Genomic DNA, 21,406 nt, shown 5'->3' on the forward strand with positions numbered 1-21,406 from the left:
GAAGTCCAGGAGGACATCAAGTGGCGAAGGCGAAGTTCGAGCGGACCAAGCCGCACGTGAACATCGGCACCATCGGTCACGTCGACCACGGCAAGACCACCACGACGGCTGCCATCACCAAGGTGCTGGCCGACCAGTACCCGGACCTGAACGAGAGCTTCGCTTTCGATCAGATCGACAAGGCGCCTGAGGAGAAGGCTCGTGGTATCACGATCAACATCTCCCACGTCGAGTACCAGACGGAGAAGCGTCACTACGCTCACGTCGACGCTCCGGGCCACGCCGACTACATCAAGAACATGATCACCGGCGCCGCTCAGATGGACGGTGCGATCCTGGTCGTGGCCGCCACCGACGGCCCGATGCCGCAGACCCGCGAGCACGTCCTCCTGGCCCGCCAGGTCGGCGTCCCCTACATCCTCGTCGCACTGAACAAGGCCGACATGGTCGACGACGAGGAGATCATGGAGCTCGTCGAGATGGAGGTCCGCGAACTGCTGGCCTCGCAGGAGTTCGACGAAGACGCTCCGGTCGTCCCGATCTCGGCGCTGAAGGCGCTCGAGGGCGACGAGAAGTGGGTCAAGTCGGTTCAGGACCTGATGGCCGCTGTCGACGAGTCGATCCCGGATCCCGTCCGCGAGACCGACAAGCCGTTCCTGATGCCCGTCGAGGACGTCTTCACGATCACCGGTCGTGGCACCGTCGTCACCGGTCGCGTCGAGCGCGGTGAGGTCAACGTCAACGCCGAGGTCGAGATCGTCGGTATCCGCGAGAAGTCGCAGAAGACCACCGTCACCGGCATCGAGATGTTCCACAAGCTCCTCGACTCGGCACAGGCGGGCGACAACGCCGGTCTGCTGCTCCGTGGTCTGAAGCGCGAGGACGTCGAGCGCGGCCAGGTCATCGTCGCCCCGGGCACGACGACCCCGCACACCGACTTCGAGGGCCAGGCGTACATCCTGTCGAAGGACGAGGGCGGCCGTCACACCCCGTTCTTCAACAACTACCGTCCGCAGTTCTACTTCCGTACCACGGACGTGACCGGCGTCGTGACCCTCCCCGAGGGCACCGAGATGGTCATGCCGGGCGACAACACCGAGATGACTGTCAAGCTCATCCAGCCGGTCGCCATGGACGAGGGCCTGCGCTTCGCGATCCGCGAGGGTGGCCGCACCGTCGGTGCCGGCCGCGTCACCAAGATCATCGCCTGATCTTCGTTGAACGGCTGACCGTCTAGGTCGATGAGAGCCCCGCTCCGATTCGTCGGAGCGGGGCTCTTGCGCTGTCGCGACCATCCGGCAGTGCCCTGCGACCGTCCTCTCCGGCGACCTCGCCCCGACGGGCCGATCGGCGCAGGTCGGCGTCGGTCCCGGTCGGATCGCTGATCGTCGTCGTATCCGAGTGGACCGCATCCGGCTCGCTGAATAGTCTGAACGGGTGAACGCCGCAGACGTCATGAAGACCTTCGGGCGGACACTGGGCTTCATGCTCGTCGCGGGCGCGGTCGGGCCGATCTTCCTGATCCTGTATTTCGTGGCGGGTGAGGGCGTGTCGTGGCTGCTGTGGACCGGACTGGCTGTGATCGTTCTCGACGTCGTCGGCGCCGTCGGTCTCACTGTGACGTCGGTCCGGGGGCGTCCGCGTCGAACCGGCTGACGGCCGCGCGAGTGCGAGCGGGTCAGCGGCGACGAGTATTCGTCCCTCGGCGCCCGGCCCGCAGTGTGCACCGCGTCGTCACCGGACGAGGCGATACGCCCTACTCTGGACAAGTGGCTGTGGAACGTCGAAGCGTGTCTCGCGCGGGTCTGTCTCTGTCGATAGCGGTCTCCGGCGCCGGTCGGTCCCAGGTCCCGGTGGTCCTCGTGCACGGGATGGGCGGGGATCACACCACGTGGGGGCCGCTCGCTCGTCGACTCCGGCGCGGTGGGCGGACAGTGATCAGCGTCGATCTGCGCGGCCACGGCAGGACCGGGCCCGCGGAGTCGTACCTTCTCGACGACTTCCGCGACGACCTCGCAGCCGTCGTCGCCGATCTGGATGTCGATTCGATCGATCTCGTCGGCCACTCACTCGGTGCGCACACCGCGCTGCGATACGCGATCGCCGCCCCGGACCGCATCAGACGCCTCGTCCTGGAGGAGATTCCGCCGATGCCGCGCGATCACGCCGATCTCGCCGAGGACATCGCCCCGTCGTCGACGTTGGGCGAGCGCATCCGCGGCATCGGTGCGGTGGTGCTCAATCCGATCCCTTTCCTGCGTTTCGACCGTGCACTCGCCGACCCGGTCCTGACCGCGTTCACCGTCGCCGATCCGGAGTGGTGGCGCAGCCTGCGGAGAGTGAGTGCCCCGACGCTGGTGGTCTCCGGCGGTTCACGCAGCTTTCTGCCGCCGAAGCACCTGCGGGATCTGGCGTCGGCGCTCCCCGCGGGCGACTTCGTCACGATCGACGCCGGGCACAGCGTTCATCGGGATCGCCCCGTCGAATTCGCCGATGCCGTGTGCACGCACCTGCGTTGACACACTGAACGTGCACGAACGACCCCGGTGACCGTCGTTCGTACACGTTCGGTGTCAGAGCCTCACACCTCGCTCGCGACCATCCACGCGATGCCGAAGCGATCGGTGAACATGCCGAACCAGGCACCCCACGGGGCCTGTGCGAACGGCACGGCGACGGTGCCGCCGTCGGAGAGTCCGTCCCAGATGCGGCGCAGTTCGTCGACGTCGGAACCGCTGTAGGACACCGAGATGCCGGTGGGCGGCGCGTAGGGCATCGTGCTCGGCGTGTCCGACCCCATCAGGACCAGTCCGTCGTCGGTGGTGAGCTGCGAGTGCATCACCAGCTCGCGCTCCGCCGGGTCGGGCACCATGTCGGGAAAGTCGGCGAACGTCGTGATAATGAGGTCGCCGCCCAGCACGGTGCGGTAGAACTCCATCGCGTCGCGGGCGTTGTTCTTGAACGATATGTACGGGTTGAGATTGGCCATCGTCAGCTCCCTGCCGAGAAGGATCATGGCCGCACGTCACAGCCACGAGAGGAACGATAGACCTCATGGCGCTGTCGAACAGGTCGTCCGTGACTGCGGAACGGGTGAAACGGTCGCACGGACGATCAGTTCGATTCGCGGGCGTGATTCGAATCGATTGATCGGTGGTGATCGAGGCGGTCGTGTACTCGATCGCCGATCGCTGGTCATGGTGTTAACGACGGAATTGCTGACCGATGGACGAATCCCCCGCGGGGGTTGTCCGTATGATCCGCGCCACAGGTCGATTCGACAGCCGAAACCGTGTGTCGAGTTGGATGTACATGCAGGTTGATGCCTACGTAACGGGGCATGTCCACCGTATCGACGGGAGGGGGGATGCAGGTGTATCGCGAACTTCACGACTCGCGTGATCGACCGAGGAAGCGGATGCACGCGTTTGCTCGACTATGGTGGGGATCATGTCCGACATCTATCGCGCCATAGCCGACCCGACGAGGAGGCGGATACTGGACGATCTTCTGGCGCGAGATGACGTGACCCTGTCGGAGATATGCAACGGGCTGGTTGCGAATGGGATCGTGGTGTCCCGACAGGCGGTCTCCCAGCATCTCGCGGTGTTGGAGAGCGCCGGTCTCGTCCAGTCGAGGAGGGTCGGGCGGACGAAACGTCACACCGTTCACACCGAGCCGCTCGCTCGGATCGCATGGCGATGGCCGCCGACGGGCGCTGTCGACGCTCCCGGCGGTCGCTCCGCCGACGAGCGCTTCGGCGGAGATCGGTCGTGACCCGCGCGGTACGGCGCGGCGGTGCGATGTAAGAGTGTCGATATGACGAATGCCGACCACGAAGTCATCGCGCGAGTGCTGTCCGATCGGTACAGCTGCCGCGCATTCCTGCCGGACCGCGTGCCCGCGGAGACACTGCGCACATTGTTCTCCGGCGCGCAGCGCACGGCGTCGTGGTGCAATTCTCAGGCGTGGCAGGTCACGCTCGTCAGCGGCGATGAGGCGGTGTCCTTCGGAGAGGATCTCACCGCGTGGGTCGCCGCGGGCAACCCCGTGGTCCTCGACATCGATGCTCCGTATCGATACGAGGGCGTCTATGCGCAGCGTCGCCGAGGAGCGGGATTCGGTCTGTACGAGGCCGTGGGGATCGCACGGGACGATGTGGAGGGACGAGCCCGGCAGATGCTGAAGAACTTCTCGTTCTTCGGAGCGCCGCATGTCGCGGTCATCACCTCGCCGAAGTCCTTGGGGCCCTACGGTGCCGTCGACTGCGGCGCCTACGTGTCGACTCTGCTGACCGTCGCGCAGAGCCTCGGACTGGCGACCGTGGCGCAGGCGTCGATCGCGATGCATTCGGATTTCGTGCGCCGACGCCTCGACGTCGCCGCCGACCGCGACGTCATCTGCGCGGTCTCCCTCGGATATCCGGACACGGCCGATCCGGTGAACGGGTTCCGGACCGACCGGGCCGACATCGACGACGTCGTGGACGGCCTCCCGCCTCTCGACCGGTGACGCACTCGGCTCTGCCGGGGTGTGACGGCTCGGGCGTGACGGCTGGGGTCAGCCGTTGTGCAGCGGGCGGGGATCGATGCCTTCGCGCGCCCAGGCCTGCGCCGCCCACGGCACATAGAGTGCGGTGATCGGAAGCCTGTTGATCAGCGGGTTGATCCGGCGCATGAACCCCGCGAAGCGGTCGAACCTGCGCTGATCTCGAGCGGACCAGTCCAGGTCGCACACCTCGCGCATCTGTGGCGGGAGCGTGCCGACGATGACGATGTGCAACGCGGCGTTCAGTGGCGTCGACGCGATGCGCCACAGCGGCTTCGGCATCCACGCCGGGCCCGGCACGCCCTTGCGGAGATAGCCGGTGGCGTAGGTGATCGTCCGGGTCGGAGCGAATCGTTCGAGCATCGAGTCCCAGTACTCGCGGAACTCCTCGTACGTCTGGGGCTGGCTGCGCGCCGAGACGCCGTACAACTGGTACCAGATCTTGCTCTCTTCGAAGATCTGCACCTTCTCCTCGTAGGAGAGGCGGCGGATGAACGTGTCGGTGATGAACAGAACCTGATCGACGAAGGTCGCGTGCGCCCAGTAGAACAGCTCCGGGTTCAGCGCGTGGTAGCGCGATCCGTCGCTGATGGTGCCCTTGATGTCGCGATGGAAGTCGCGGACCCGATGGCCCCAGGTGTGCGGACTGTCCGAGTACACGGTCCGCATGATCGGCGGGCCGGACCGCCGGGCGCGCCCGAGGAAGTCGCTGAAGATCACGGAGTGGTCTTCGACGCCCTGTGCGAGCTGTTCGATGCAGTTCTCGGTTCCGGCGAGGCGCTGAAAGCCGAGGAGGCCTCGGCTGTCGCCGTAGAACTTCCAGATCAACGAGTCCGCGCCGAGTCGCAGGTCCAACGAGTCGATGTCGGCGTCGTCGACGACGGCGGCCTCCGCCTCGCGGATGTTGGTGTCGAAGTCGGTGGTTGAGGTCATGGCATCAGCGTAACCCCACTTTGGAACAGAATAAAGAGTTTGTTCCAAAGTTTGCGGCGAACGCGTCCGGCGCGCGGCGAACTAGTCTGGCGGCATGGTGTTCTCGCAGCCGACAGGGAAGAACAAGCAATCGCCGTTCGGCACGTCCGACGATCGACGCGATCCGAAGACGACGTTCCGGCTCAGGCCGAAGGACGCTCCGCCTCCGTCGATGCCGACGGCCGACGACCTGATCGCGTCCTCGCGCGTGGTGTCGTTGCCGATGCGCACCGCGTTCCGCGGAATCACCGTCCGCGAGGCGATGATCTTCGCCGGCCCGGCCGGATGGGGTGAGTTCGCGCCGTTCACCGAGTACGACGACGCCGAGTCGCGCATCTGGCTCGCCGCGGGCATCGAGGCGGCGTTCCTCGGTGCGCCCGAGCCGCTGCGGGACGAGGTCGATGTGAACGCGACCGTGCCCGCGGTGGCGGCCGCCGACGTGGCCGAGATCATCGCTCGTTATCCGGGGGCGACGACCGCGAAGGTGAAGGTGGCCGAGTCCGGTCAGACTCTGGCCGACGACGTCGCTCGCGTGGAGGCGGTGCGTGATCTCGTGCCGACGGTCCGGGTGGATGCGAACGGCAACTGGTCCGTCGCCGAGGCGATCGAGGCCATCGCGGCGTTGGGCGACCTCGAATACGTCGAGCAGCCGTGCCGGACCGTCGATGAGCTCGCCGAGGTTCGGCGTGCGGTGTCCACCCCGATCGCCGCCGACGAGTCGATTCGGCGATCCACCGATCCGATGCGGGTCGCCAAGGCCGGCGCCGCCGACGTCGCGGTGCTCAAAGTCGCGCCGCTCGGCGGTATGCGCGCCCTGCTCGCGACGGCTGCCAAGCTGCCGATGGACGTCGTGGTCTCCAGTGCGCTCGACACCGCAGTCGGCATGTCCGCCGGAGTCGCCGCCGCGGCGGCGCTCCCGAATCTGCATCGTGCGTGCGGACTGGGCACGGGGGCCATGTTCGTCCGTGACGTGGCGGAGCCGTTCGCGATGGTCGACGGCGCGGTGACCGTCCGCGACGTGGCGCCCACCGCCGACCTTCCGTTGGCCTCCGCCGAGCGGACGCAGTGGTGGCACGACCGACTTCGCCGGTGTCATGCGCTTCTGGTGGGCTGACGTCGCGCACTAGAAACAAAATAGAAAATCTGTTCCAATATCCCTGTGGCGTCATCGCGGACGCCACCGAGAGATGGGATGCAGCGATGACGGAGACGCTCGACAGGGCCGAGGGCGACCTGCGGCCGGTGCCGATGAGTGAGCGCAACGGGGTGCTCGAGGTGATGAGCATGCGCCGGGATCCATTCGCTTTCGCCGACGAGAAGCTGACCCGCTACGGCAAGGTGATGGGGCTCAACGCGCTCGGCATCCGGATGGTGACGGCGGCGGGTCCTGAGGCGGCTCACGAGATACTGATGAACAAAGAGAAGGCGTTCGCCAACGCGCCCGCCTGGAGCTACTTCATCGGCCCGTTCTTCAACCGCGGTGTCATGCTCCTCGACTTCGAGGAGCATCGTCACCACCGCCACATCCTGCAGGCCGCATTCACTCCCAAGGCGCTCAAGGGCTACATGGACGAGATGGAGCCCATGATCGCCGCGCGGATGCGGCAGTTCCCGACCGGTGACGTCCGGATGTTCACCGAACTCAAGCAGCTGACGCTCGACGTCGCGCTGGAGGTGTTCCTCGGTCTGGAACTGCCGAAGGCGGAGGCCGACCGCATCAACCGGGCGTTCATCGACACGGTCCGGGCGGGTGTCGCCTACGTGCGCAAGCCGGTACCGGGCGGGCGCTGGTGGAAGGGACTCCGCGGCCGCAAGGTGCTCGAAGAGTTCTTCTACAAGCATATTCCGGCCAAACGCGCCGCGGTCACACCCGACCTGTTCTCGGTCCTGTGCCACGCCGAGAGCGATGACGGCCACACGTTCACCGACGACGACGTCGTCAACCACATGATCTTCGTGCTGATGGCCGCGCACGACACGTCGACCATCACCATGACGCAGATGGCCTACCACTTCGCCAAGAATCCCCGGTGGCAGGACCGCGCGCGGCAGGAGTCGCTGGCGGTCGAGCAGCCGCTCGCCTATGACGACCTCGCCGGCCTCGAGGCGATCGATCTCGTGATGCGCGAATCGCTCCGGCTGTGCCCGCCGGTGCCGGCACAGCCGCGCATGGCGATCAAGGACACACAGGTGCAGGGGTTCTTCATCCCCGAGGGCACGATGGTCGTCGTTCCGCAGATGTCGAACCACCGGGATGCGGAGATCTATACGCACCCGGATATGTTCGATCCGGAACGATTCCTGCCCGACCGCGCCGAAGACAAGGCCCATCGCATGGCGTGGATGCCGTTCGGAGGCGGCGTCCACAAGTGCATCGGTCTGTACTTCGGGCAGATGGAGATCAAGACGATCATGCATCACCTGCTCCGTGACTACGAGTGGTCGGTGCCCGCCGACTACGAGATGCCGATGGACTACAGCTCGCTGCCCGTGCCCAAGGACAAGCTCCCCGTCCAGATCCGGCGACGCTGATGGTCGGCCGGACCACCGAGCGCAAGGCGCGGGTCACCTCGTCGCCGTCCGACCAGGAGGCCGCCATCCTGGCGGCCGCGGCCGCCGAGTTCGCCGCCGTCGGTGCGCGTCGCGCCAACATCGACGAGGTCGCCAAGGCCGCGGGCGTCAGCCGGTCGACTCTCTACCGTCGTTTCCCGAACAAGGAGGTGCTGCTGCTCGCCGTCGCCAACGAGGCCTACGAGAACGGCCTGCGTCGACTGGTGGCCGCCGTCGACGGGCTCGGTCCCGCCGACGCGGTGGTCGAAGCGTTCGCGACCGGTGCCGAGCTCGTGCACACCGACCCGTTGCTGCGTCGGATGGTCCTCGAGGACGTCGAACTGCGCAACCTCACCGCATCCACGATGAGCGGCCTGTTCATCGAGATGGTCACCGAGCGCGTCGCCGAGACCCTGCGCCACGCGGGGGCGACGATGCCGCACGACGATCTGCTGCAAGCAGTGGAACTGCATGTGCGGCTGGTCATCTCGTTCCTCGAAGTACCCAGCCCCGAACCGGGGCGCCAGACCGTCGAGTTCGCCCGCCACCTCGCCGCGACCTATCTCGCGCCGATGATCTATTGAGACCGTCAAGGAGCATCGTGTCCGCACTCAAACGATTCGCAACCGACCGCGCCGACCGCCGCCTGGCACAGGTTCGCGCCGGCGTGGCGGGAAAGGTCGTCGCGATCACCGGCGGCGCCCGAGGCATCGGCTTCGAGATCGCCGAACAGATCCTCGCCGTGGGCGGGCGCGTTGCGATCGGCGACATCGACGGCGACGCCGTCGGCAAGTCCGCCGCCGACCTCGGGATCGAGGGCGTCGAGCTCGACGTCACCGACTCCGCGTCGTTCGAGGACTTCCTCGACGCCGTGGAGGAACGGGTCGGCCCCGTCGACGTGCTGATCAACAACGCGGGCATCATGCCCGTCGGTTCGTTCCTCGACTACGACGAGGCGCTGATCCGCCGCACCGTGGAGATCGATCTCGTCGGAGTCGTCCTCGGCACGCGCGCCGCGGCTCGTCGGATGGTCGGGCGCGGCGGCGGTCAGATCATCAACATCGCCTCGGTCGCCGGGCGTCTCGCGGCCCCCGGCCTCTCGGTGTACAACGGCGCGAAGGCCGGTGTCATCGAGTTCTCCGAGACGCTCGACTTCGAGCTGGAACGTCAGGGAGTGCGGGTGTCGGCGGTCCTGCCGTCGTTCACGAACACGGCGTTGGTGACCGGCATCAACACCAATTCGATCGTCAAGACCGTCGACACCGACGTCGTCGGACGACAGGTCCTGTCGACGATCGCGACCGGTCGCACCCGCACGACGGCACCGGCGTCGATGCGCTGGGTCGACGCGATGCCGGTGACACCTCTGCGCCTCAAACGACGCCTGGCCAGGATCGCCGGAACCGATCGGATGTTCCTGGACACCGACGCGTCCGCGCGGGCCGCCTACAGCAAGCGCATCGGTCAGGGGCCGGACGCCGGATAGGGTGGCGGGCGTGCCCGAAGACCGAGCCGACGCGCCCGCGCCGCAGACGGACCGACCGGCGACGAGGATCGTCACGGTCGCCGTGATCGCGGTGATTCTCGCGTGCGTCGCGGTCTGGCAGTTCGCCGTGCGCCCGCATCACTACTCCGACGCCGAGTTCGTCGCCGCGACCACCGAACGGGTCGGACTGCTCGTCGAGGCCGACAGCGACGACCACCACCGCGCCGACCGGATCCTGGCGGGGTCGACGGGCGACTTCCACGACGCGTTCGCGCAGTCGGCGGATGCGTACACCAGGTTCGTGACGTCGGCGCACACCCGCGGGGACGGCGGCGTCGACGGCGTCGCCCTCGCCAGACGGGACGGCGACGCCGCGCTCATGCTGGTCGCCGCGAGCGTCCGCGTGACCACGGCCGACGGCGCGGACGCATCGCTGACGCCGTTCCGCCTGCGAGTGCTGATGGCGCCGGACGACGGCGAGCTGAAGATCTCCGCCGTCGAGGTGCTGCAATGATCTCCCGGCTCGAGCGTCCGCTGACCGGACGGACGTGGATCGCCCTCGGGATCGCCGGGGTCCTGCTGATCGCCGCGCTCGCGGTGTGCGTCGTCGGACTCGATCATCGAGCGGTGCAGCGTCGTGCCGCCGCCGATCGGACCGCGGTGTCGCAGCAGGCGGGGGAGGCCGTCGCCGCGGTGTTCTCGGTATCGGCCCGCACGTGGCGGGAGGATCGCCGGGCGGCCCGCGAACACCTCGCTCCGCCGCTGTCGACGACCCTGCGCGAGGCGCTGAACAGCGGACCGCCGACCGGAGTCGACTCCGTCGCATGGGAGCCGCTGCGGCGAGCGACGGTCGACGTCGACGGCGACGCGGCGACCGCGCTCGTGGTGGCCCGAGTCAGCGTGACTCCGTCCGGGGCGCCGGAACAGGTGGTCGAACGGACCGTGCAGGCGAGCCTCGTCCGGGTCGACGGTCGGTGGCTGCTGGCCGGATTGGACGAACTGCGATGACTGACGCGGAGACGGTCGACACGGGGATGATCGACCGGACGACGACCGACCGGGCGACGACCGCCCGGGGAGGGTGCCGCCGCGCCGCCGCGGTGCGACTGGCCGTCGTCGCGATGGCGGCGGTCGCCGTGATCACGGCGTGCATCGGCGCGTGGGGACTGGCGTCCGGCGGCGACGACGCCGACGGCGCGGTCGCCGACGTGTCGGCCGCTCTCACGGTGATGCTCACCCCCGATCCGGCCGATGCGCGCGGCTACGTCGAGCAGGTGCTCGACGCCAGCGCGGGCGCACAGCGCAGACGCATCGAGAGCGGGCGCGCCGCACTCACCGAGTACGTCGCCGCGTTGTCGGTCCGACCGGCCGGACGCATCGTGTCCGCCGGCCTCGAAGACGCCGACGGCGATTCGGCCACCGTGCTGGCGGTGGCGCAGGCCACCGATCCGACGTTGATCGGCGGCACCTCGGACGACGATCGAGTGACGGTCCGCATCACCGCCGTCCGTGAGGCCGATCGCTGGCTGATCACCGACACGGAGGCGTCGGCGTGAGCAGACGATCGGCCGCGTCGGCCGTCGCCGCGTGCGCGGTGATCGTGGCCGTGGTGTTCGGGGCGCTCGCGGGCCTGGCCCACCGTTCTCCAGACGAGCCGCGCCGCGAGCCCGCGCAGGCGGCGGCCGCCGCGGTGACGGCGTTGATGACGTTCGCCCCGGGCGACTCGGACGAGAGCCGCCGCGGAGTCGAAGGACATCTGACCGGAGTGCTCGCCGCCGACTACGCCCGCCGGGGACCCGACGTCGTCTTCCCGTCGGCGGTGGCGTCGAAGGTGACGATGACCGTCGACGTCACCGACGCGGGCGTCGTCGACGAACAGGAGCGGTCTGCGCGTGTGCTGGTGTTCGCCGATCAGACCGTCGTCGTCGGCGAACACCGGGATGTGCCGTCGCACACAGGTATTGCGCGCTGGGCGTGGATGACTAGAGTCGAAGGTCACTGGTTGATGGCACGGCTCACTCCCGTGTCGCCCCAGTGACGTCGACCATTCTCCTCTCCGCTCCGCGCGGAGTCGAGTGAGGCTTCGCCGGTCGAGCGGAGTCGAGACCCGATAAGGACTGCATGTGAACGAACCGATTGTGATCGTCGGCGCCGGCTTGGGCGGCGTGCGGATCGCCGACAACTTGCGCAGCGGCGGCTATGAAGGCGAGATCGTGCTGCTCGGGCAGGAGTCGCATCCGCCGTACGACAGGCCGCCGTTGTCGAAGGCGGTGGTGACCGGTGACGCCGACCGTCCCGATCTCAAGCCCGCCGAGTTCTATGTCGACAACCGCATTGATCTGCGGACCTCCAGTCGCGTCGTCGCCGTGGACCCGCTCGCGCACACGGTGACCGTCGAATCGGGCGGTGCGACCTCCGAGGTCGCGTACGGGACCCTCGTCCTGGCGACGGGTCTGGTGGCTCGCCGATTCCCGGGCGTCGACGACGATGTGACAGGCGTCCATGTGATCCGCACGATCGACGATGCACTCGCAGTGCGTAAGGCGGCGTCGCGGGCGACGAGTGCGGCCGTCGTCGGTGCGGGCTTCATCGGCAGCGAGGTCGCGGCGAGCCTGCACGCCCTCGGTGTTCCGGTCACCTTGATCGAACCCGCACCGACTCCGCTCGCGGTGGCGATCGGGGAGCGGATGGGCCAGATGGTGACCCGACTGCATCGCGAGGCCGTCGACCTGCGGACCGGTGTCGGCGTCGACGAGATCGTCGCGCGCGACGGCGCGGTGTCGTCGGTGCGTCTGTCCGACGGATCCACGGTCGAGGCCGACCTCGTCGTCGTGGGGATCGGTGGATACCCGGATCTGGATTATCTGGAGGGCTCCGGCATCGAACTCGCGCCCCGCGAATCCGGCGGCGGCATCGCGTGCAACGGGGTCGGACTCACCAGCGCCCCGGATGTGTACGCGCTCGGCGACGCGGCGAACTGGACCGACGCCCACGGTGATCACCACCGCGTCGAACACTGGAACCACGTCGTCGATCAGGCGGCTCTGTTGGCCGCGGAACTGTTGGGGCACACCATCACCCATCAGGCGGTCCCGTACTTCTGGAGTGACCAGTACGGACTCAAGATCCAGATGCTCGGCGCTCCGCACCCGGACGACGAGGTCCACGTGGCACAGGACGACGGGCGGAAGTTCCTCGCCTACTACAGTCGTGACGGGCTGCTGACCGGGGTGATCGGTGCCGGGCTGGTGGGCAAGCTGATGAAGACGAGGCCGTACCTGCAGACCCCGACGCCGGTGTCGGCGCTGCTCGGACAGTGACGATCGGTCCGGACTCGTCCGCGGCGGAGATCGTCGACGCCCTGGTGGCACTGGGCGATCCGGACCGGGCGGCGGGATCGCGCCGCTTCTTCAAGACCGCACCGGGCGAGTACGGCGAGGGCGACGAGTTCGTCGGGATCCGGGTGCCGGTGCTGCGCGCGCTGGCCAAGCGGCTGCGGGGTCTGTCGGCGCCGACGATCGTCGAGGTGCTCGAGAGCCCGATCCACGAGGCGCGGCAGCTGGCACTGTTCGTGCTGACCGCGAACATCGGTGCGCGCGACTCCGATCGGGCCGCATGGGTGCAGGTGTACCGCGATGCGGTCCGCGCAGGCCGGGTGAACAACTGGGACCTCGTCGACTGCTCGGCCGACCCGGTGCTCGGCGCCTGGCTGCTGGCCGCCGACGACTACGCGGAGCTGATCGAATGGGCGTCCTCGGAAGACCTCTGGGAACGCCGGGTGGGGATCATCGGCACCTTCGCGTTCATCCGTGCGGGGCGAGCCGACGCCGTCCTCGCGGTGGCGCCGATCGTCGTCGCCGATCGGCGCGACCTGATCCAGAAGGCGTTCGGATGGATGCTTCGCGAGGTCGGCAAACGAATCGATCGGGCGCTGCTGATCGACTATCTGGACGCTCACGCGGCCGAGATGGGGCGGACGGCGCTCTCGTACGCGGTGGAGCACCTGCCCGCCGAGGAGCGAGCCCGCTATCGGGCGATGTGACGTGTTACGCGGCCGGGGCCTGCTCCACCTCGGGCTTCGGCGCGCCGCGGCGGACGAGTAGAGCCAACGCGACCATCGGGATCTGCATGGGGAGACGAGCCCACGCGATCGCCTTGAGGAGCGGGCTCTTGTCCACCCAGAGGCGGATCATGTTCACGTTGGCCGGGAACACCGCGATGAACAGGGCGGCGGCCAGCCCGGCCGCCGTGCGGCGGGTGCTCGGCACGAGGACCGCGGCGCCCACGCCGATCTCGGCGGCGCCCGACGCGTAGGTCCAGAATCGCTTCGAGCCGGGGACCTCGTCGGGGACGATCGAGTCGAACGGCTTCGGGGCCACGAAGTGCAGCACTCCGGGGACCAGGAGGATGCCGGACAGGATGCGCGTGAGGCGGTCGTGAAGCATGGGGTCCACCCTACCTGTGACGTCGCGTCACGTGAGGATGCCGCGAGTGGTCTCGTCGGCAGGGAGGAAGGTCTCCAGGTGCAGACCTTCGAGGGTCGTGTCGGTCGCGGTGTCCAGGCGCGCGGACACGCTGAAGAATCTGGCGGGCGTCCCGTCGACGTCGATCTCGAGGGTGAGGACCGGTCCCGCGGCCGGTGGTTCGCCGAGGCCGTCGAGGTATCCCGACATCTCGACGGCGAGGGCCTCGTGACGGGCGTCGTGCGTGTGCTCGGCGCGCGAGCGCAGTCTGCGCAGCAGATGAGCGCCCCACTGCTCGAGGTCGCCGATGCGGGGAGCGAGACCGTCGGGGTGCAGGCAGAGTTGGAGGACGTTCACCGGCGGCTCCAGCAGCCGCGCGGCGCACCCGGCGATGAGGACGTCGACGGCCGCATTGCGATCGACGATGTCCCAATGATCGTCGAGCAGAAGAGCCGGATAGGGCAGATGCGCGTCGAGAAGTGCTCGCAGACCGTCCATCACGACGGCCACGCCCGCGTCGTCGAGTGCGTGCTCGGCGAACCGGGGAGCGAATCCCGCCGCGAGGAGCAGCCGATTCCGATCGGCGAGCGGAACATCGAGGTGGTCGGCCAGGTGCAGGACCATCTCCGAGGTCGGGTGCGCCCGCCCGGTCTCGACCCTGCTCAGGTGGCGGGTCGACACCGTCGACAGATCCGACAACTCCTGCTGACTGAATCGCCGCCGTCGTCGCCAGAGGCGCAGCAGCGTGCCGACGTCGGGATCGGATGCGGTGACCGGCATCCTCCGACCCTATGTCCGAACGGCGTGATGTCCATGACCTCGGAGGTCATGGACACCATGTCGCGGCGGACCGACGATGTGTCGTATCCGATCGGGAGACGACTCCGATCGGCAGACGACAAGGAGTCATGATGGTCACCGATGTCCGCGGACGTGAGACGCCGACCGCGCTCGCTCGGCGTCTGATCGACGAGGTGGTGCTCGGATCGCCCGTCGCGACCGCGCTGGCACTGGCCCTGGATCGAGTGGACGTCGACGACGTCGCGCTGACCATGGCGATGTCCGACGAGCTGACGACTGTGCCCGGCGTGATCCACGGCGGGGCGGTGGCCACGCTGATCGACACCGCGGGCGCGGCGGCGTGCGCGTCCGGCGTCGACGGCGACGACGTGACCGGCGGCGCCACCACGCACCTGCAGATCGCCTATCTCGGTCGGGCGTGCACCGATCTGCGTGCGGCGGCGACGGTCGTGCACCGCACCCGCGCGACGACCCACACCGACGTCGTCGTCAGTGGGACCGACGGACGTGTCGTCGCGCGAGGTCAGGTGACGAGTCGGATCTTCTACCGGCGATGACGAGTCGGGAAACCGACACGTGTGCGCCCGATCCGCAGTCCGGACAGGGGCGATCGGGGCGAACGCGCGGTGCGGACCCGGGAGCCACCGGGGGAGGCGTCTCGCGGCGCGTCGTCTCGCATAGACTGGCATGCGTGAGCGCCCAGGTAGATACCGTTTCCCACGCCGTCGATACGCCCGATACGCCGCAGCCGTATGCAGAGCTGGGTCTGAAGGACGACGAGTACGCCCGGATCCGCGAGATCCTGGGTCGTCGTCCGACCGACGCCGAACTCGCGATGTACTCGGTGATGTGGTCCGAGCACTGCAGCTACAAATCGTCGAAGAAGCATCTGCGCTACTTCGGGGAGACCACCACCGACGAGATGCGCGCGGGCATGCTCGCGGGCATCGGTGAGAACGCGGGCGTGGTGGATGTGGGTGACGGTTGGGCGGTGACCTTCAAGGTCGAGTCGCACAATCACCCGAGCTACGTCGAGCCCTACCAGGGGGCGGCGACCGGTGTCGGCGGCATCGTCCGGGACATCATGGCGATGGGCGCCCGTCCGATCGCGGTGATGGATCAGCTACGCTTCGGCGCGGCCGACCACCCCGATACGCGCCGCGTGGTGGACGGCGTGGTCCGCGGTGTCGGCGGCTACGGTAATTCGCTCGGCCTGCCGAACATCGGTGGTGAGACCGTGTTCGACCCCAGCTACCAGGGCAATCCGCTGGTCAACGCGCTGTGCGCCGGTGTGCTCCGCGCCGAGGACCTGCACCTGGCATTCGCTTCGGGCGCGGGCAACAAGATCATCCTGTTCGGCGCCCGCACCGGTCTGGACGGCATCGGCGGCGTGTCGGTGCTCGCTTCGGAGACCTTCGACGACACCGCCGAAGACGGGCCCAACCGCAAGAAGCTGCCGAGCGTTCAGGTCGGCGACCCGTTCACCGAGAAGGTTCTCATCGAGTGCTGCCTCGACCTGTACCGCGAGGGTCTGGTCGTCGGGATCCAGGACCTCGGCGGAGCCGGACTGTCGTGTGCGACGAGTGAACTCGCCGCGGCGGGCGACGGCGGCATGCGCATCGACCTCGAGCAGGTCCCGACGCGCGCTGACGGCATGACCCCGGCCGAGGTGCTCTCCAGCGAGTCGCAGGAGCGGATGTGCGCCGTCGTCGCTCCGGAGAACGTCGACCGCTTCATGGAGGTGTGCCGCAAGTGGGATGCGTTGGCCACCGTGATCGGCGAGGTCACCGACGGTGAGCGCCTCGAGATCATGTGGAACGGCGAATGCGTCGTCGACGTGCCGCCGCGGACCGTCGCCCTCGAGGGCCCCGTCTACGACCGCCCTCTGGCCCGTCCGGACTGGCAGGACGACGTCGTCGCCTCCACGACCGCGGGTCTGACGCGTCCGGAGACCGGCGACGAGCTCCGCGCGACGTTCCTGAAGATGCTGGCCAGCCCCGCGCTGTGCAGCCGCAAGTTCATCACCGAGCAGTACGACCGGTACGTCCGCGGCAACACCGTCCTGGCCGAGCACGCGGACTCCGGCATGATCCGCATCGACGAGCACACCGGTCGCGGCATCGCGATCTCGACCGACGCCTCCGGCCGGTACACCTACCTCGATCCGTACAACGGTGCGCGGCTCGCACTCGCCGAGGCGTTCCGCAACGTCGCCGTGTCGGGTGCCAGACCCGGCGCGGTGAGCAACTGCCTGAACTTCGGCTCACCCGAGGACCCGGCGGTCATGTGGCAGTTCAGCGAGGCCGTCCGCGGTCTCGCCGACGGCTGCGCAGAACTCGGAATCCCGGTGACCGGCGGCAACGTCAGCTTCTACAACCAGACCGGATCCACCGCGATCCTGCCGACCCCGGTGGTCGCGGTGCTCGGCGTCATCGACGACGTCCGCCGCCGCATCCCCAACGGAATCGGCACCGAGCCGGGCGAGACCCTGATCCTGATGGGCGAGACCCTCGACGAGTTCGACGGCTCCATCTGGTCGCAGGTCGAACACGACCACCTCGGCGGCGTGCCGCCGAAGGTCGACCTTCAGCGCGAGCGGCTGCTCAGCGACATCCTCATCGCAGCCTCGCGCGACGGACTCGTCTCGGCCGCGCACGACCTCTCCGAGGGAGGCCTGATCCAGGCCGTCGCCGAAGCCGCGCTCGCCGGTGAGACCGGCTGCCGCATCCTCCTCCCCGAGGGCGCGGACCCGTTCGTCACTCTGTTCTCCGAGTCGACCGGCCGCGTCCTCGTCGCCGTTCCGCGGACCGAGGAGTCGCGATTCACCGGCATGCTCACCGCACGCCAGATGCCGTGGACCCGGATCGGCGTCGTGGACCAGGGCAGCGACAGCCTCGAAGTCCAGGACCAGTTCTCGGTGACGCTCGACGAACTGCGCAAGACCCACGAGGGCACCCTGCCGAAGCTGTTCGGCTGATCGAGCGTTCCGACGAGGGCCGTGCCGGTGCATCCCGGCGCGGCCCTCGTCGGTTGTTCGGCGTCGACATGTCGCCCGATTGAACGCTCCGTTCTGGATGGATCGGGGCTATGCCGGTTACGATCAGTCGACTCGCCTGCACACCAGGGCAACTTCTACGAGGGGAAGACATGACGAATCCGCCCGGAAACAACGGCGACTCCGCCGATCAGCCGGACCCGTTCGCCGAGACTCAGTTCGGGCAGCCACGTCCCGACGCTCCGCAGCCGCCGCAGGGCGGTGACAACCCGGCTCCGACGCCCAACCCGTTCGGCGAGAACCCGTTCGCCAAAGACGCGCCGCAGTTCGGTGAGCAGCCTCCCCAGTACGGCCAGCCGCAGAGCGGGTCCGATTACGGCCAGCCGCAGGGCCAGCCCGACTACGGCCAGCCGCAGGGCGGGGCGCCGCAGTACGGCCAGCAGCCGCCCACATACGGCCAGCCCCAGCCGGACCAGCCCCAGTACGGTCAGCAGCCGTTCGGCGCCGTGCCCCAGTACCCGGCCAACCCGTACGCCGGTGCCGCGGCCGGACCGGCGCCGTCGAACAGCATGGCCTCGGCGATCATCGTCACCGTGCTCGGTTTCATCGGCGCCTGGTTCACCTGCCTGACCCTGGTGGCGGGCATCATCGGCATCGTCGCGATCGTGAAGGCCAACGGCGTCAACGGGCTGTGGACCGCGGGCGACGCGGCCGGATCTCAGCGTGCGGCCGCGGATGCGAAGAAGTGGTCGAACATCGCCTGGATCGCCTTCGGTGTCGCCATCGCCCTCTGGATCATCCTGATCGTCATCCTCTTCGCGGTGGGCGGCTCGGCCGGCTACTACCACTTCGACTGACGTCGTCGACGACGCCGAGGAATCGAGATGACGTCTCCGCACGAGCCCGGCGGTTTCGGGCAGGATCCGTACCACCGGGACCCGTATGCCGGCCCGAACCAGTACGGCCAGCCCCAGTACGGTCAGAATCCGTACGGGCGACCGCCGGTCGGCCCGAACCCGTACGGGCGCCTGGAACCGGAGAACAACCTGGTCTGGGGAATTCTGGCAACGATCTTCTGCTGCCTGCCGCTGGGTGTCGTGTCGATAGTGAAGGCGGCGTCGGTGAGCCGCTTATGGGCCGTCGGCGACTTCGCCGGAGCGCAGCAGGCCGCCGATGACGCCAAGAAGTTCGCGATCTGGAGCGCGGTGGCCGCTGTCGCGGTGTGGGTCGTCCTGGTGATCGTCTACGTGCTGTTCTTCGTGGTGCTCGTGGCCAGCACCTCCCACACCTGACATGAGTGTCTCCGTCGGCACCACCGACCGGATGCTGGGCGTCGTGACAGCCGTCGCCCGGCACCGCGTCGCGGGCCCCGCAGTGATCCTCGCAGGCGCGGCGGCCGCCGGGGCGCTCGTGTGGTTCGCCGATCCGATGACCCCCGGCGGGATCATTCCGCCGTGTCCGACGAACGCGCTGCTGCACATCGACTGTCCCGGCTGCGGCGTCTCGCGAGCCGTGTACTGCCTGTTGCACGGCGATGTCGCGGGCGCACTGCGATTCAACGCCGTCGCCGTCGTCGGACTCGTCCTGATGGCGGTGGCGTTCGTGACCTACACGGTGGGACTCTGGCGCGGCCGCCGGGTACGCAGCTGGCAGCATTGGCGGTACACGCCGACCGCGGTGATGGTCGTGATCGGCGTCTGGACCGTGATCCGCAACATTCCGATCGCCCCTTTCGACAGCCTGAAGGTCTGACAACTCCGTGAGCAATCCGTTCGACCCGCACACCCCCGGCGCCGACTCCGGCGACGAGCAGTGGACCGCCTATGAGCCGACGCAGTTCGCGCAGCGTCCCGATCTGCGCAAACACGACGATGTTCCTCCGCCCGTGCCTGGTCCGCCGACGGCCCAGCCCGAGTTCGGCATGCCGCTCCCGCAGGCGGCACCGCCGATGTACGGTTCGCCCTACCCGTACACCGGTCAGCCGTTCGCGCCCGGAGCCGCCGGACCCGCGCCACAGACCGGACAGGTCTCGTCGATCGTGGCCCTGTGTCTCGGCGGCCTGCTGACCGTCAGTTGCTACGGAACTCTCATCGGCATCGCACCCCTGGTGCTCGGCATCGTCGGGCTCACCAAGTCGAACTCGGTGAGTCGCCTGTGGTTCGCCGGACAGTACGACGCGGCGACGGCCGCGGCCGCGTCGTCGAAGAGGCTCGCGATGTGGGCGTGGATCTCGCTCGGCATCGGAGTGGCGCTGGCGATCATCGCCGTGATCGTGTTCGTGGTGTGGGCGGTCAACGTCGATCCGTCACCGCCGACTTATACGCCGTACCGGCCGTACGACACGTAGACCGCGCGCTGGTTCCATTCGCGACGGTGACGGCCGCGTCCTGCGGTAGCGACGTCTCCGCCGGAGCCGCACACGCATCTGTGCCGGTGTTCGGACACCTGTCCAGCAATTCGGCTACGAATGACGGCGAACACCTTTAGCGTGTGAGGAATGACTCTGCGCGTAGTTGAATGGTCCACCGGAACCGTCGGACGGCATGCGATCGCCGGAATCGACGCCCACCCAGATCTCGAACTCGTCGGAGTGTGGGTGTCCGACCCCGCCAAGGTCGGCAAGGACGCGGGGCGTCTGGCCGGGCTCGACCGCGACCTCGGTGTCCTCGCCACCGACGACCGCGAGGCGTTGTTCGCGCTGAAACCGGATGCGATCGTGCACACGGCGATGACCGACGATCGCATCATGGAGGCGATCGCCGACCTCACCGAGTTCGTCTCGCGCGGGATCGACGTGGTCTCCTCCGGGCCCGTCCTGCTCCAGTACCCGTACGGGCTGGTGCCCGACGACATGATCACGCCGATCGTGGACGCAGCCCGCTCCGGCGGCGCCAGCCTGCACGTGAACGGCATCGACCCGGGGTTCGCCAACGACGTGCTGCCGCTGTCGATGACGAGCCTGTCGCAGCAGATCGACAAGGTCGTCTGCATGGAGATCGCCGACTACTCGACGTACTATCAGCCCGTCGTGATGGGCGAGCTGTTCGGTTTCGGCAAGCCGATGGATCACCAGTCGATGATCTTCACCCCCGGTGTGCTGTCGATGGCGTGGGGCAGCGTCGTCCGACAGATCGCCAAGGGCCTGGACGTCGCTCTCGACGAGCCGCTCGTCGAACGCGTCGAGAAGGTCCCGGCCGATCGGGACGTCGACACGGTGTCCGTGGCGATCGCCGAGGGCACGCTCGCCGCCGCGCACTTCGAAGTGGTCGGCCAGGTGAACGGCGAGGACCGGATCGTCCTGGCGCACTACACGCGGACCAGTCCCGAGCAGTGCCCCGAGTGGCCCACACCCGACTCCGGCGACGGCTCGTATCGCATCGAGATCCACGGTGAGCCGTTCCTGCGGGTGGAGATGAGTCACCACGCCCGCACCGGCGACCACAACGTGTCCGGGATGATCGTCACCGCGCAGCGACTGGTGAACGCGGTGCCCGCCGTCGTCGCCGCCGAACCGGGCCTGGTGACCGCTCTCGACCTGCCGCTGGTCACCGGTCGGGGGCTCGTGGCGACGTAGACGGCCCTTCGCATCGG

26 protein-coding genes are annotated in these 21,406 nt (G+C 68.2%); 22 read left to right on the forward strand and 4 right to left on the reverse strand.

Annotated elements, in window-relative coordinates; translation table 11 throughout:
* Positions 1 to 20 precede the first annotated feature (20 nt).
* The 3 genes from tuf (at position 21) to BKA16_RS07380 (ending at position 2,519) form a co-directional block, all read left to right on the forward strand.
* Positions 21 to 1,211, forward strand: coding sequence for an elongation factor Tu (gene tuf / locus BKA16_RS07370; protein ID WP_183370055.1), 1,191 nt, complete (start codon positions 21 to 23; stop codon positions 1,209 to 1,211).
* Positions 1,212 to 1,437: 226 nt separating this feature from the next.
* The gene (locus tag BKA16_RS07375) at positions 1,438 to 1,656 is read left to right on the forward strand and encodes a hypothetical protein (RefSeq protein WP_183370056.1); all 219 of its coding nucleotides are present in this window, start codon (positions 1,438 to 1,440) and stop codon (positions 1,654 to 1,656) included.
* Positions 1,657 to 1,769: 113 nt separating this feature from the next.
* Positions 1,770 to 2,519, forward strand: a complete 750-nt coding sequence (locus tag BKA16_RS07380) for an alpha/beta fold hydrolase (RefSeq protein WP_343067316.1) — start codon at positions 1,770 to 1,772, stop codon at positions 2,517 to 2,519.
* Between the two features lie 62 nt (positions 2,520 to 2,581).
* Here BKA16_RS07380 and BKA16_RS07385 read toward each other — a convergent pair whose 3' ends face one another.
* A complete protein-coding gene (locus BKA16_RS07385) occupies positions 2,582 to 2,989 on the reverse strand; it encodes a VOC family protein (protein ID WP_183370057.1) in 408 nt (135 codons plus the stop codon).
* A gap of 461 nt (positions 2,990 to 3,450) precedes the next feature.
* Here BKA16_RS07385 and BKA16_RS07390 point away from each other — a divergent pair, with 461 nt between their 5' ends.
* Positions 3,451 to 3,777: an ArsR/SmtB family transcription factor gene (locus BKA16_RS07390; RefSeq protein WP_183370058.1), complete on the forward strand. Its 327-nt coding sequence runs from the start codon at positions 3,451 to 3,453 to the stop codon at positions 3,775 to 3,777.
* Between the two features lie 42 nt (positions 3,778 to 3,819).
* Entirely contained in the window at positions 3,820 to 4,512 is a 693-nt protein-coding gene (locus BKA16_RS07395; protein WP_183370059.1) for a nitroreductase, read from the forward strand.
* 48 nt (positions 4,513 to 4,560) lie between these two features.
* On the opposite strand, the gene BKA16_RS07400 is transcribed toward BKA16_RS07395, so the two are convergent.
* Positions 4,561 to 5,481, reverse strand: coding sequence for an oxygenase MpaB family protein (locus BKA16_RS07400; RefSeq protein ID WP_183370060.1), 921 nt, complete (start codon positions 5,479 to 5,481; stop codon positions 4,561 to 4,563).
* Between the two features lie 94 nt (positions 5,482 to 5,575).
* Between BKA16_RS07400 and BKA16_RS07405 the strand changes: the two genes are divergently transcribed.
* The 10 genes from BKA16_RS07405 to BKA16_RS07450 all read left to right on the forward strand — a co-directional run bounded on the left by BKA16_RS07405 (position 5,576) and on the right by BKA16_RS07450 (position 13,598).
* Entirely contained in the window at positions 5,576 to 6,634 is a 1,059-nt protein-coding gene (locus BKA16_RS07405) for an o-succinylbenzoate synthase (RefSeq protein WP_183370061.1), read from the forward strand.
* 86 nt (positions 6,635 to 6,720) lie between these two features.
* Positions 6,721 to 8,052: a cytochrome P450 gene (locus BKA16_RS07410; protein WP_183370062.1), complete on the forward strand. Its 1,332-nt coding sequence runs from the start codon at positions 6,721 to 6,723 to the stop codon at positions 8,050 to 8,052.
* Positions 8,052 to 8,654 carry a TetR/AcrR family transcriptional regulator gene (locus BKA16_RS07415; protein WP_183370063.1) on the forward strand — a complete coding sequence of 201 codons (603 nt, stop codon included), beginning with the start codon at positions 8,052 to 8,054 and terminating at the stop codon, positions 8,652 to 8,654. Before BKA16_RS07410 ends, BKA16_RS07415 begins: the two co-directional genes overlap by 1 nt.
* A 17-nt stretch (positions 8,655 to 8,671) precedes the next feature.
* Positions 8,672 to 9,556, forward strand: a complete 885-nt coding sequence (locus BKA16_RS07420) for an SDR family NAD(P)-dependent oxidoreductase (protein ID WP_183370064.1) — start codon at positions 8,672 to 8,674, stop codon at positions 9,554 to 9,556.
* A gap of 10 nt (positions 9,557 to 9,566) precedes the next feature.
* Positions 9,567 to 10,070 carry a hypothetical protein gene (locus BKA16_RS07425; protein ID WP_221246769.1) on the forward strand — a complete coding sequence of 168 codons (504 nt, stop codon included), beginning with the start codon at positions 9,567 to 9,569 and terminating at the stop codon, positions 10,068 to 10,070.
* On the forward strand, positions 10,067 to 10,564 hold the full coding sequence (locus BKA16_RS07430) for a hypothetical protein (protein ID WP_183370065.1): 498 nt from the start codon (positions 10,067 to 10,069) through the stop codon (positions 10,562 to 10,564). The genes BKA16_RS07425 and BKA16_RS07430 overlap by 4 nt, the downstream gene beginning before the upstream one ends.
* The gene (locus BKA16_RS07435) at positions 10,561 to 11,112 is read left to right on the forward strand and encodes a hypothetical protein (RefSeq protein WP_183370066.1); all 552 of its coding nucleotides are present in this window, start codon (positions 10,561 to 10,563) and stop codon (positions 11,110 to 11,112) included. The genes BKA16_RS07430 and BKA16_RS07435 overlap by 4 nt, the downstream gene beginning before the upstream one ends.
* Positions 11,109 to 11,594 carry a hypothetical protein gene (locus tag BKA16_RS07440; protein WP_183370067.1) on the forward strand — a complete coding sequence of 162 codons (486 nt, stop codon included), beginning with the start codon at positions 11,109 to 11,111 and terminating at the stop codon, positions 11,592 to 11,594. Before BKA16_RS07435 ends, BKA16_RS07440 begins: the two co-directional genes overlap by 4 nt.
* A gap of 85 nt (positions 11,595 to 11,679) precedes the next feature.
* On the forward strand, positions 11,680 to 12,876 hold the full coding sequence (locus BKA16_RS07445) for an FAD-dependent oxidoreductase (protein WP_183370068.1): 1,197 nt from the start codon (positions 11,680 to 11,682) through the stop codon (positions 12,874 to 12,876).
* Between the two features lie 2 nt (positions 12,877 to 12,878).
* Complete coding sequence (locus BKA16_RS07450) at positions 12,879 to 13,598, forward strand: DNA alkylation repair protein (RefSeq protein WP_183372947.1); 720 nt, start codon at positions 12,879 to 12,881, stop codon at positions 13,596 to 13,598.
* A 4-nt stretch (positions 13,599 to 13,602) separates the two neighbouring features.
* Here BKA16_RS07450 and BKA16_RS07455 read toward each other — a convergent pair whose 3' ends face one another.
* Together BKA16_RS07455 and BKA16_RS07460 are read right to left on the reverse strand one after the other, a co-directional pair.
* Entirely contained in the window at positions 13,603 to 14,001 is a 399-nt protein-coding gene (locus BKA16_RS07455) for a DoxX family protein (protein WP_183370069.1), read from the reverse strand.
* A gap of 27 nt (positions 14,002 to 14,028) precedes the next feature.
* Entirely contained in the window at positions 14,029 to 14,799 is a 771-nt protein-coding gene (locus BKA16_RS07460; RefSeq protein WP_183370070.1) for a helix-turn-helix domain-containing protein, read from the reverse strand.
* A 128-nt stretch (positions 14,800 to 14,927) separates the two neighbouring features.
* Between BKA16_RS07460 and BKA16_RS07465 the strand changes: the two genes are divergently transcribed.
* From BKA16_RS07465 to BKA16_RS07495, 7 genes are all read left to right on the forward strand, one after another.
* Positions 14,928 to 15,377: a PaaI family thioesterase gene (locus BKA16_RS07465; protein ID WP_183370071.1), complete on the forward strand. Its 450-nt coding sequence runs from the start codon at positions 14,928 to 14,930 to the stop codon at positions 15,375 to 15,377.
* 134 nt (positions 15,378 to 15,511) lie between these two features.
* Complete coding sequence (gene purL / locus BKA16_RS07470) at positions 15,512 to 17,797, forward strand: phosphoribosylformylglycinamidine synthase subunit PurL (RefSeq protein WP_183370072.1); 2,286 nt, start codon at positions 15,512 to 15,514, stop codon at positions 17,795 to 17,797.
* Between the two features lie 170 nt (positions 17,798 to 17,967).
* Positions 17,968 to 18,672, forward strand: coding sequence for a CD225/dispanin family protein (locus tag BKA16_RS07475; RefSeq protein ID WP_183370073.1), 705 nt, complete (start codon positions 17,968 to 17,970; stop codon positions 18,670 to 18,672).
* A 27-nt stretch (positions 18,673 to 18,699) separates the two neighbouring features.
* Positions 18,700 to 19,107 (forward strand): CD225/dispanin family protein, encoded by a 408-nt coding sequence (locus tag BKA16_RS07480; RefSeq protein WP_183370074.1) that lies wholly within the window; start codon positions 18,700 to 18,702, stop codon positions 19,105 to 19,107.
* 1 nt (position 19,108) lies between these two features.
* Positions 19,109 to 19,567 carry a DUF2752 domain-containing protein gene (locus BKA16_RS07485; protein ID WP_183370075.1) on the forward strand — a complete coding sequence of 153 codons (459 nt, stop codon included), beginning with the start codon at positions 19,109 to 19,111 and terminating at the stop codon, positions 19,565 to 19,567.
* Positions 19,568 to 19,574: 7 nt separating this feature from the next.
* Positions 19,575 to 20,162, forward strand: coding sequence for a CD225/dispanin family protein (locus tag BKA16_RS07490; protein WP_183370076.1), 588 nt, complete (start codon positions 19,575 to 19,577; stop codon positions 20,160 to 20,162).
* Between the two features lie 150 nt (positions 20,163 to 20,312).
* A complete protein-coding gene (locus tag BKA16_RS07495) occupies positions 20,313 to 21,389 on the forward strand; it encodes an NAD(P)H-dependent amine dehydrogenase family protein (protein ID WP_183370077.1) in 1,077 nt (358 codons plus the stop codon).
* Positions 21,390 to 21,406 lie beyond the last annotated feature (17 nt).

Origin of the sequence: Gordonia humi (assembly GCF_014197435.1) — a bacterium.
GTDB classification, from domain to species: domain Bacteria; phylum Actinomycetota; class Actinomycetes; order Mycobacteriales; family Mycobacteriaceae; genus Gordonia; species Gordonia humi.

What these genes read in the sequence shown, in the direction of transcription:
- BKA16_RS07385 (WP_183370057.1), bottom strand. Translation starts at nt 2,989, where the DNA reads ATGGCCAATCTCAACCCGTACATATCGTTCAAGAACAACGCCCGCGAC.
- BKA16_RS07390 (WP_183370058.1), top strand. Translation starts at nt 3,451, where the DNA reads ATGTCCGACATCTATCGCGCCATAGCCGACCCGACGAGGAGGCGGATA.
- BKA16_RS07395 (WP_183370059.1), top strand. Translation starts at nt 3,820, where the DNA reads ATGACGAATGCCGACCACGAAGTCATCGCGCGAGTGCTGTCCGATCGG.
- BKA16_RS07400 (WP_183370060.1), bottom strand. Translation starts at nt 5,481, where the DNA reads ATGACCTCAACCACCGACTTCGACACCAACATCCGCGAGGCGGAGGCC.
- BKA16_RS07405 (WP_183370061.1), top strand. Translation starts at nt 5,576, where the DNA reads ATGGTGTTCTCGCAGCCGACAGGGAAGAACAAGCAATCGCCGTTCGGC.
- BKA16_RS07410 (WP_183370062.1), top strand. Translation starts at nt 6,721, where the DNA reads ATGACGGAGACGCTCGACAGGGCCGAGGGCGACCTGCGGCCGGTGCCG.
- BKA16_RS07415 (WP_183370063.1), top strand. Translation starts at nt 8,052, where the DNA reads ATGGTCGGCCGGACCACCGAGCGCAAGGCGCGGGTCACCTCGTCGCCG.
- BKA16_RS07430 (WP_183370065.1), top strand. Translation starts at nt 10,067, where the DNA reads ATGATCTCCCGGCTCGAGCGTCCGCTGACCGGACGGACGTGGATCGCC.
- BKA16_RS07435 (WP_183370066.1), top strand. Translation starts at nt 10,561, where the DNA reads ATGACTGACGCGGAGACGGTCGACACGGGGATGATCGACCGGACGACG.
- BKA16_RS07455 (WP_183370069.1), bottom strand. Translation starts at nt 14,001, where the DNA reads ATGCTTCACGACCGCCTCACGCGCATCCTGTCCGGCATCCTCCTGGTC.
- BKA16_RS07460 (WP_183370070.1), bottom strand. Translation starts at nt 14,799, where the DNA reads ATGCCGGTCACCGCATCCGATCCCGACGTCGGCACGCTGCTGCGCCTC.
- BKA16_RS07465 (WP_183370071.1), top strand. Translation starts at nt 14,928, where the DNA reads ATGATGGTCACCGATGTCCGCGGACGTGAGACGCCGACCGCGCTCGCT.
- BKA16_RS07475 (WP_183370073.1), top strand. Translation starts at nt 17,968, where the DNA reads ATGACGAATCCGCCCGGAAACAACGGCGACTCCGCCGATCAGCCGGAC.
- BKA16_RS07480 (WP_183370074.1), top strand. Translation starts at nt 18,700, where the DNA reads ATGACGTCTCCGCACGAGCCCGGCGGTTTCGGGCAGGATCCGTACCAC.
- BKA16_RS07485 (WP_183370075.1), top strand. Translation starts at nt 19,109, where the DNA reads ATGAGTGTCTCCGTCGGCACCACCGACCGGATGCTGGGCGTCGTGACA.
- BKA16_RS07495 (WP_183370077.1), top strand. Translation starts at nt 20,313, where the DNA reads ATGACTCTGCGCGTAGTTGAATGGTCCACCGGAACCGTCGGACGGCAT.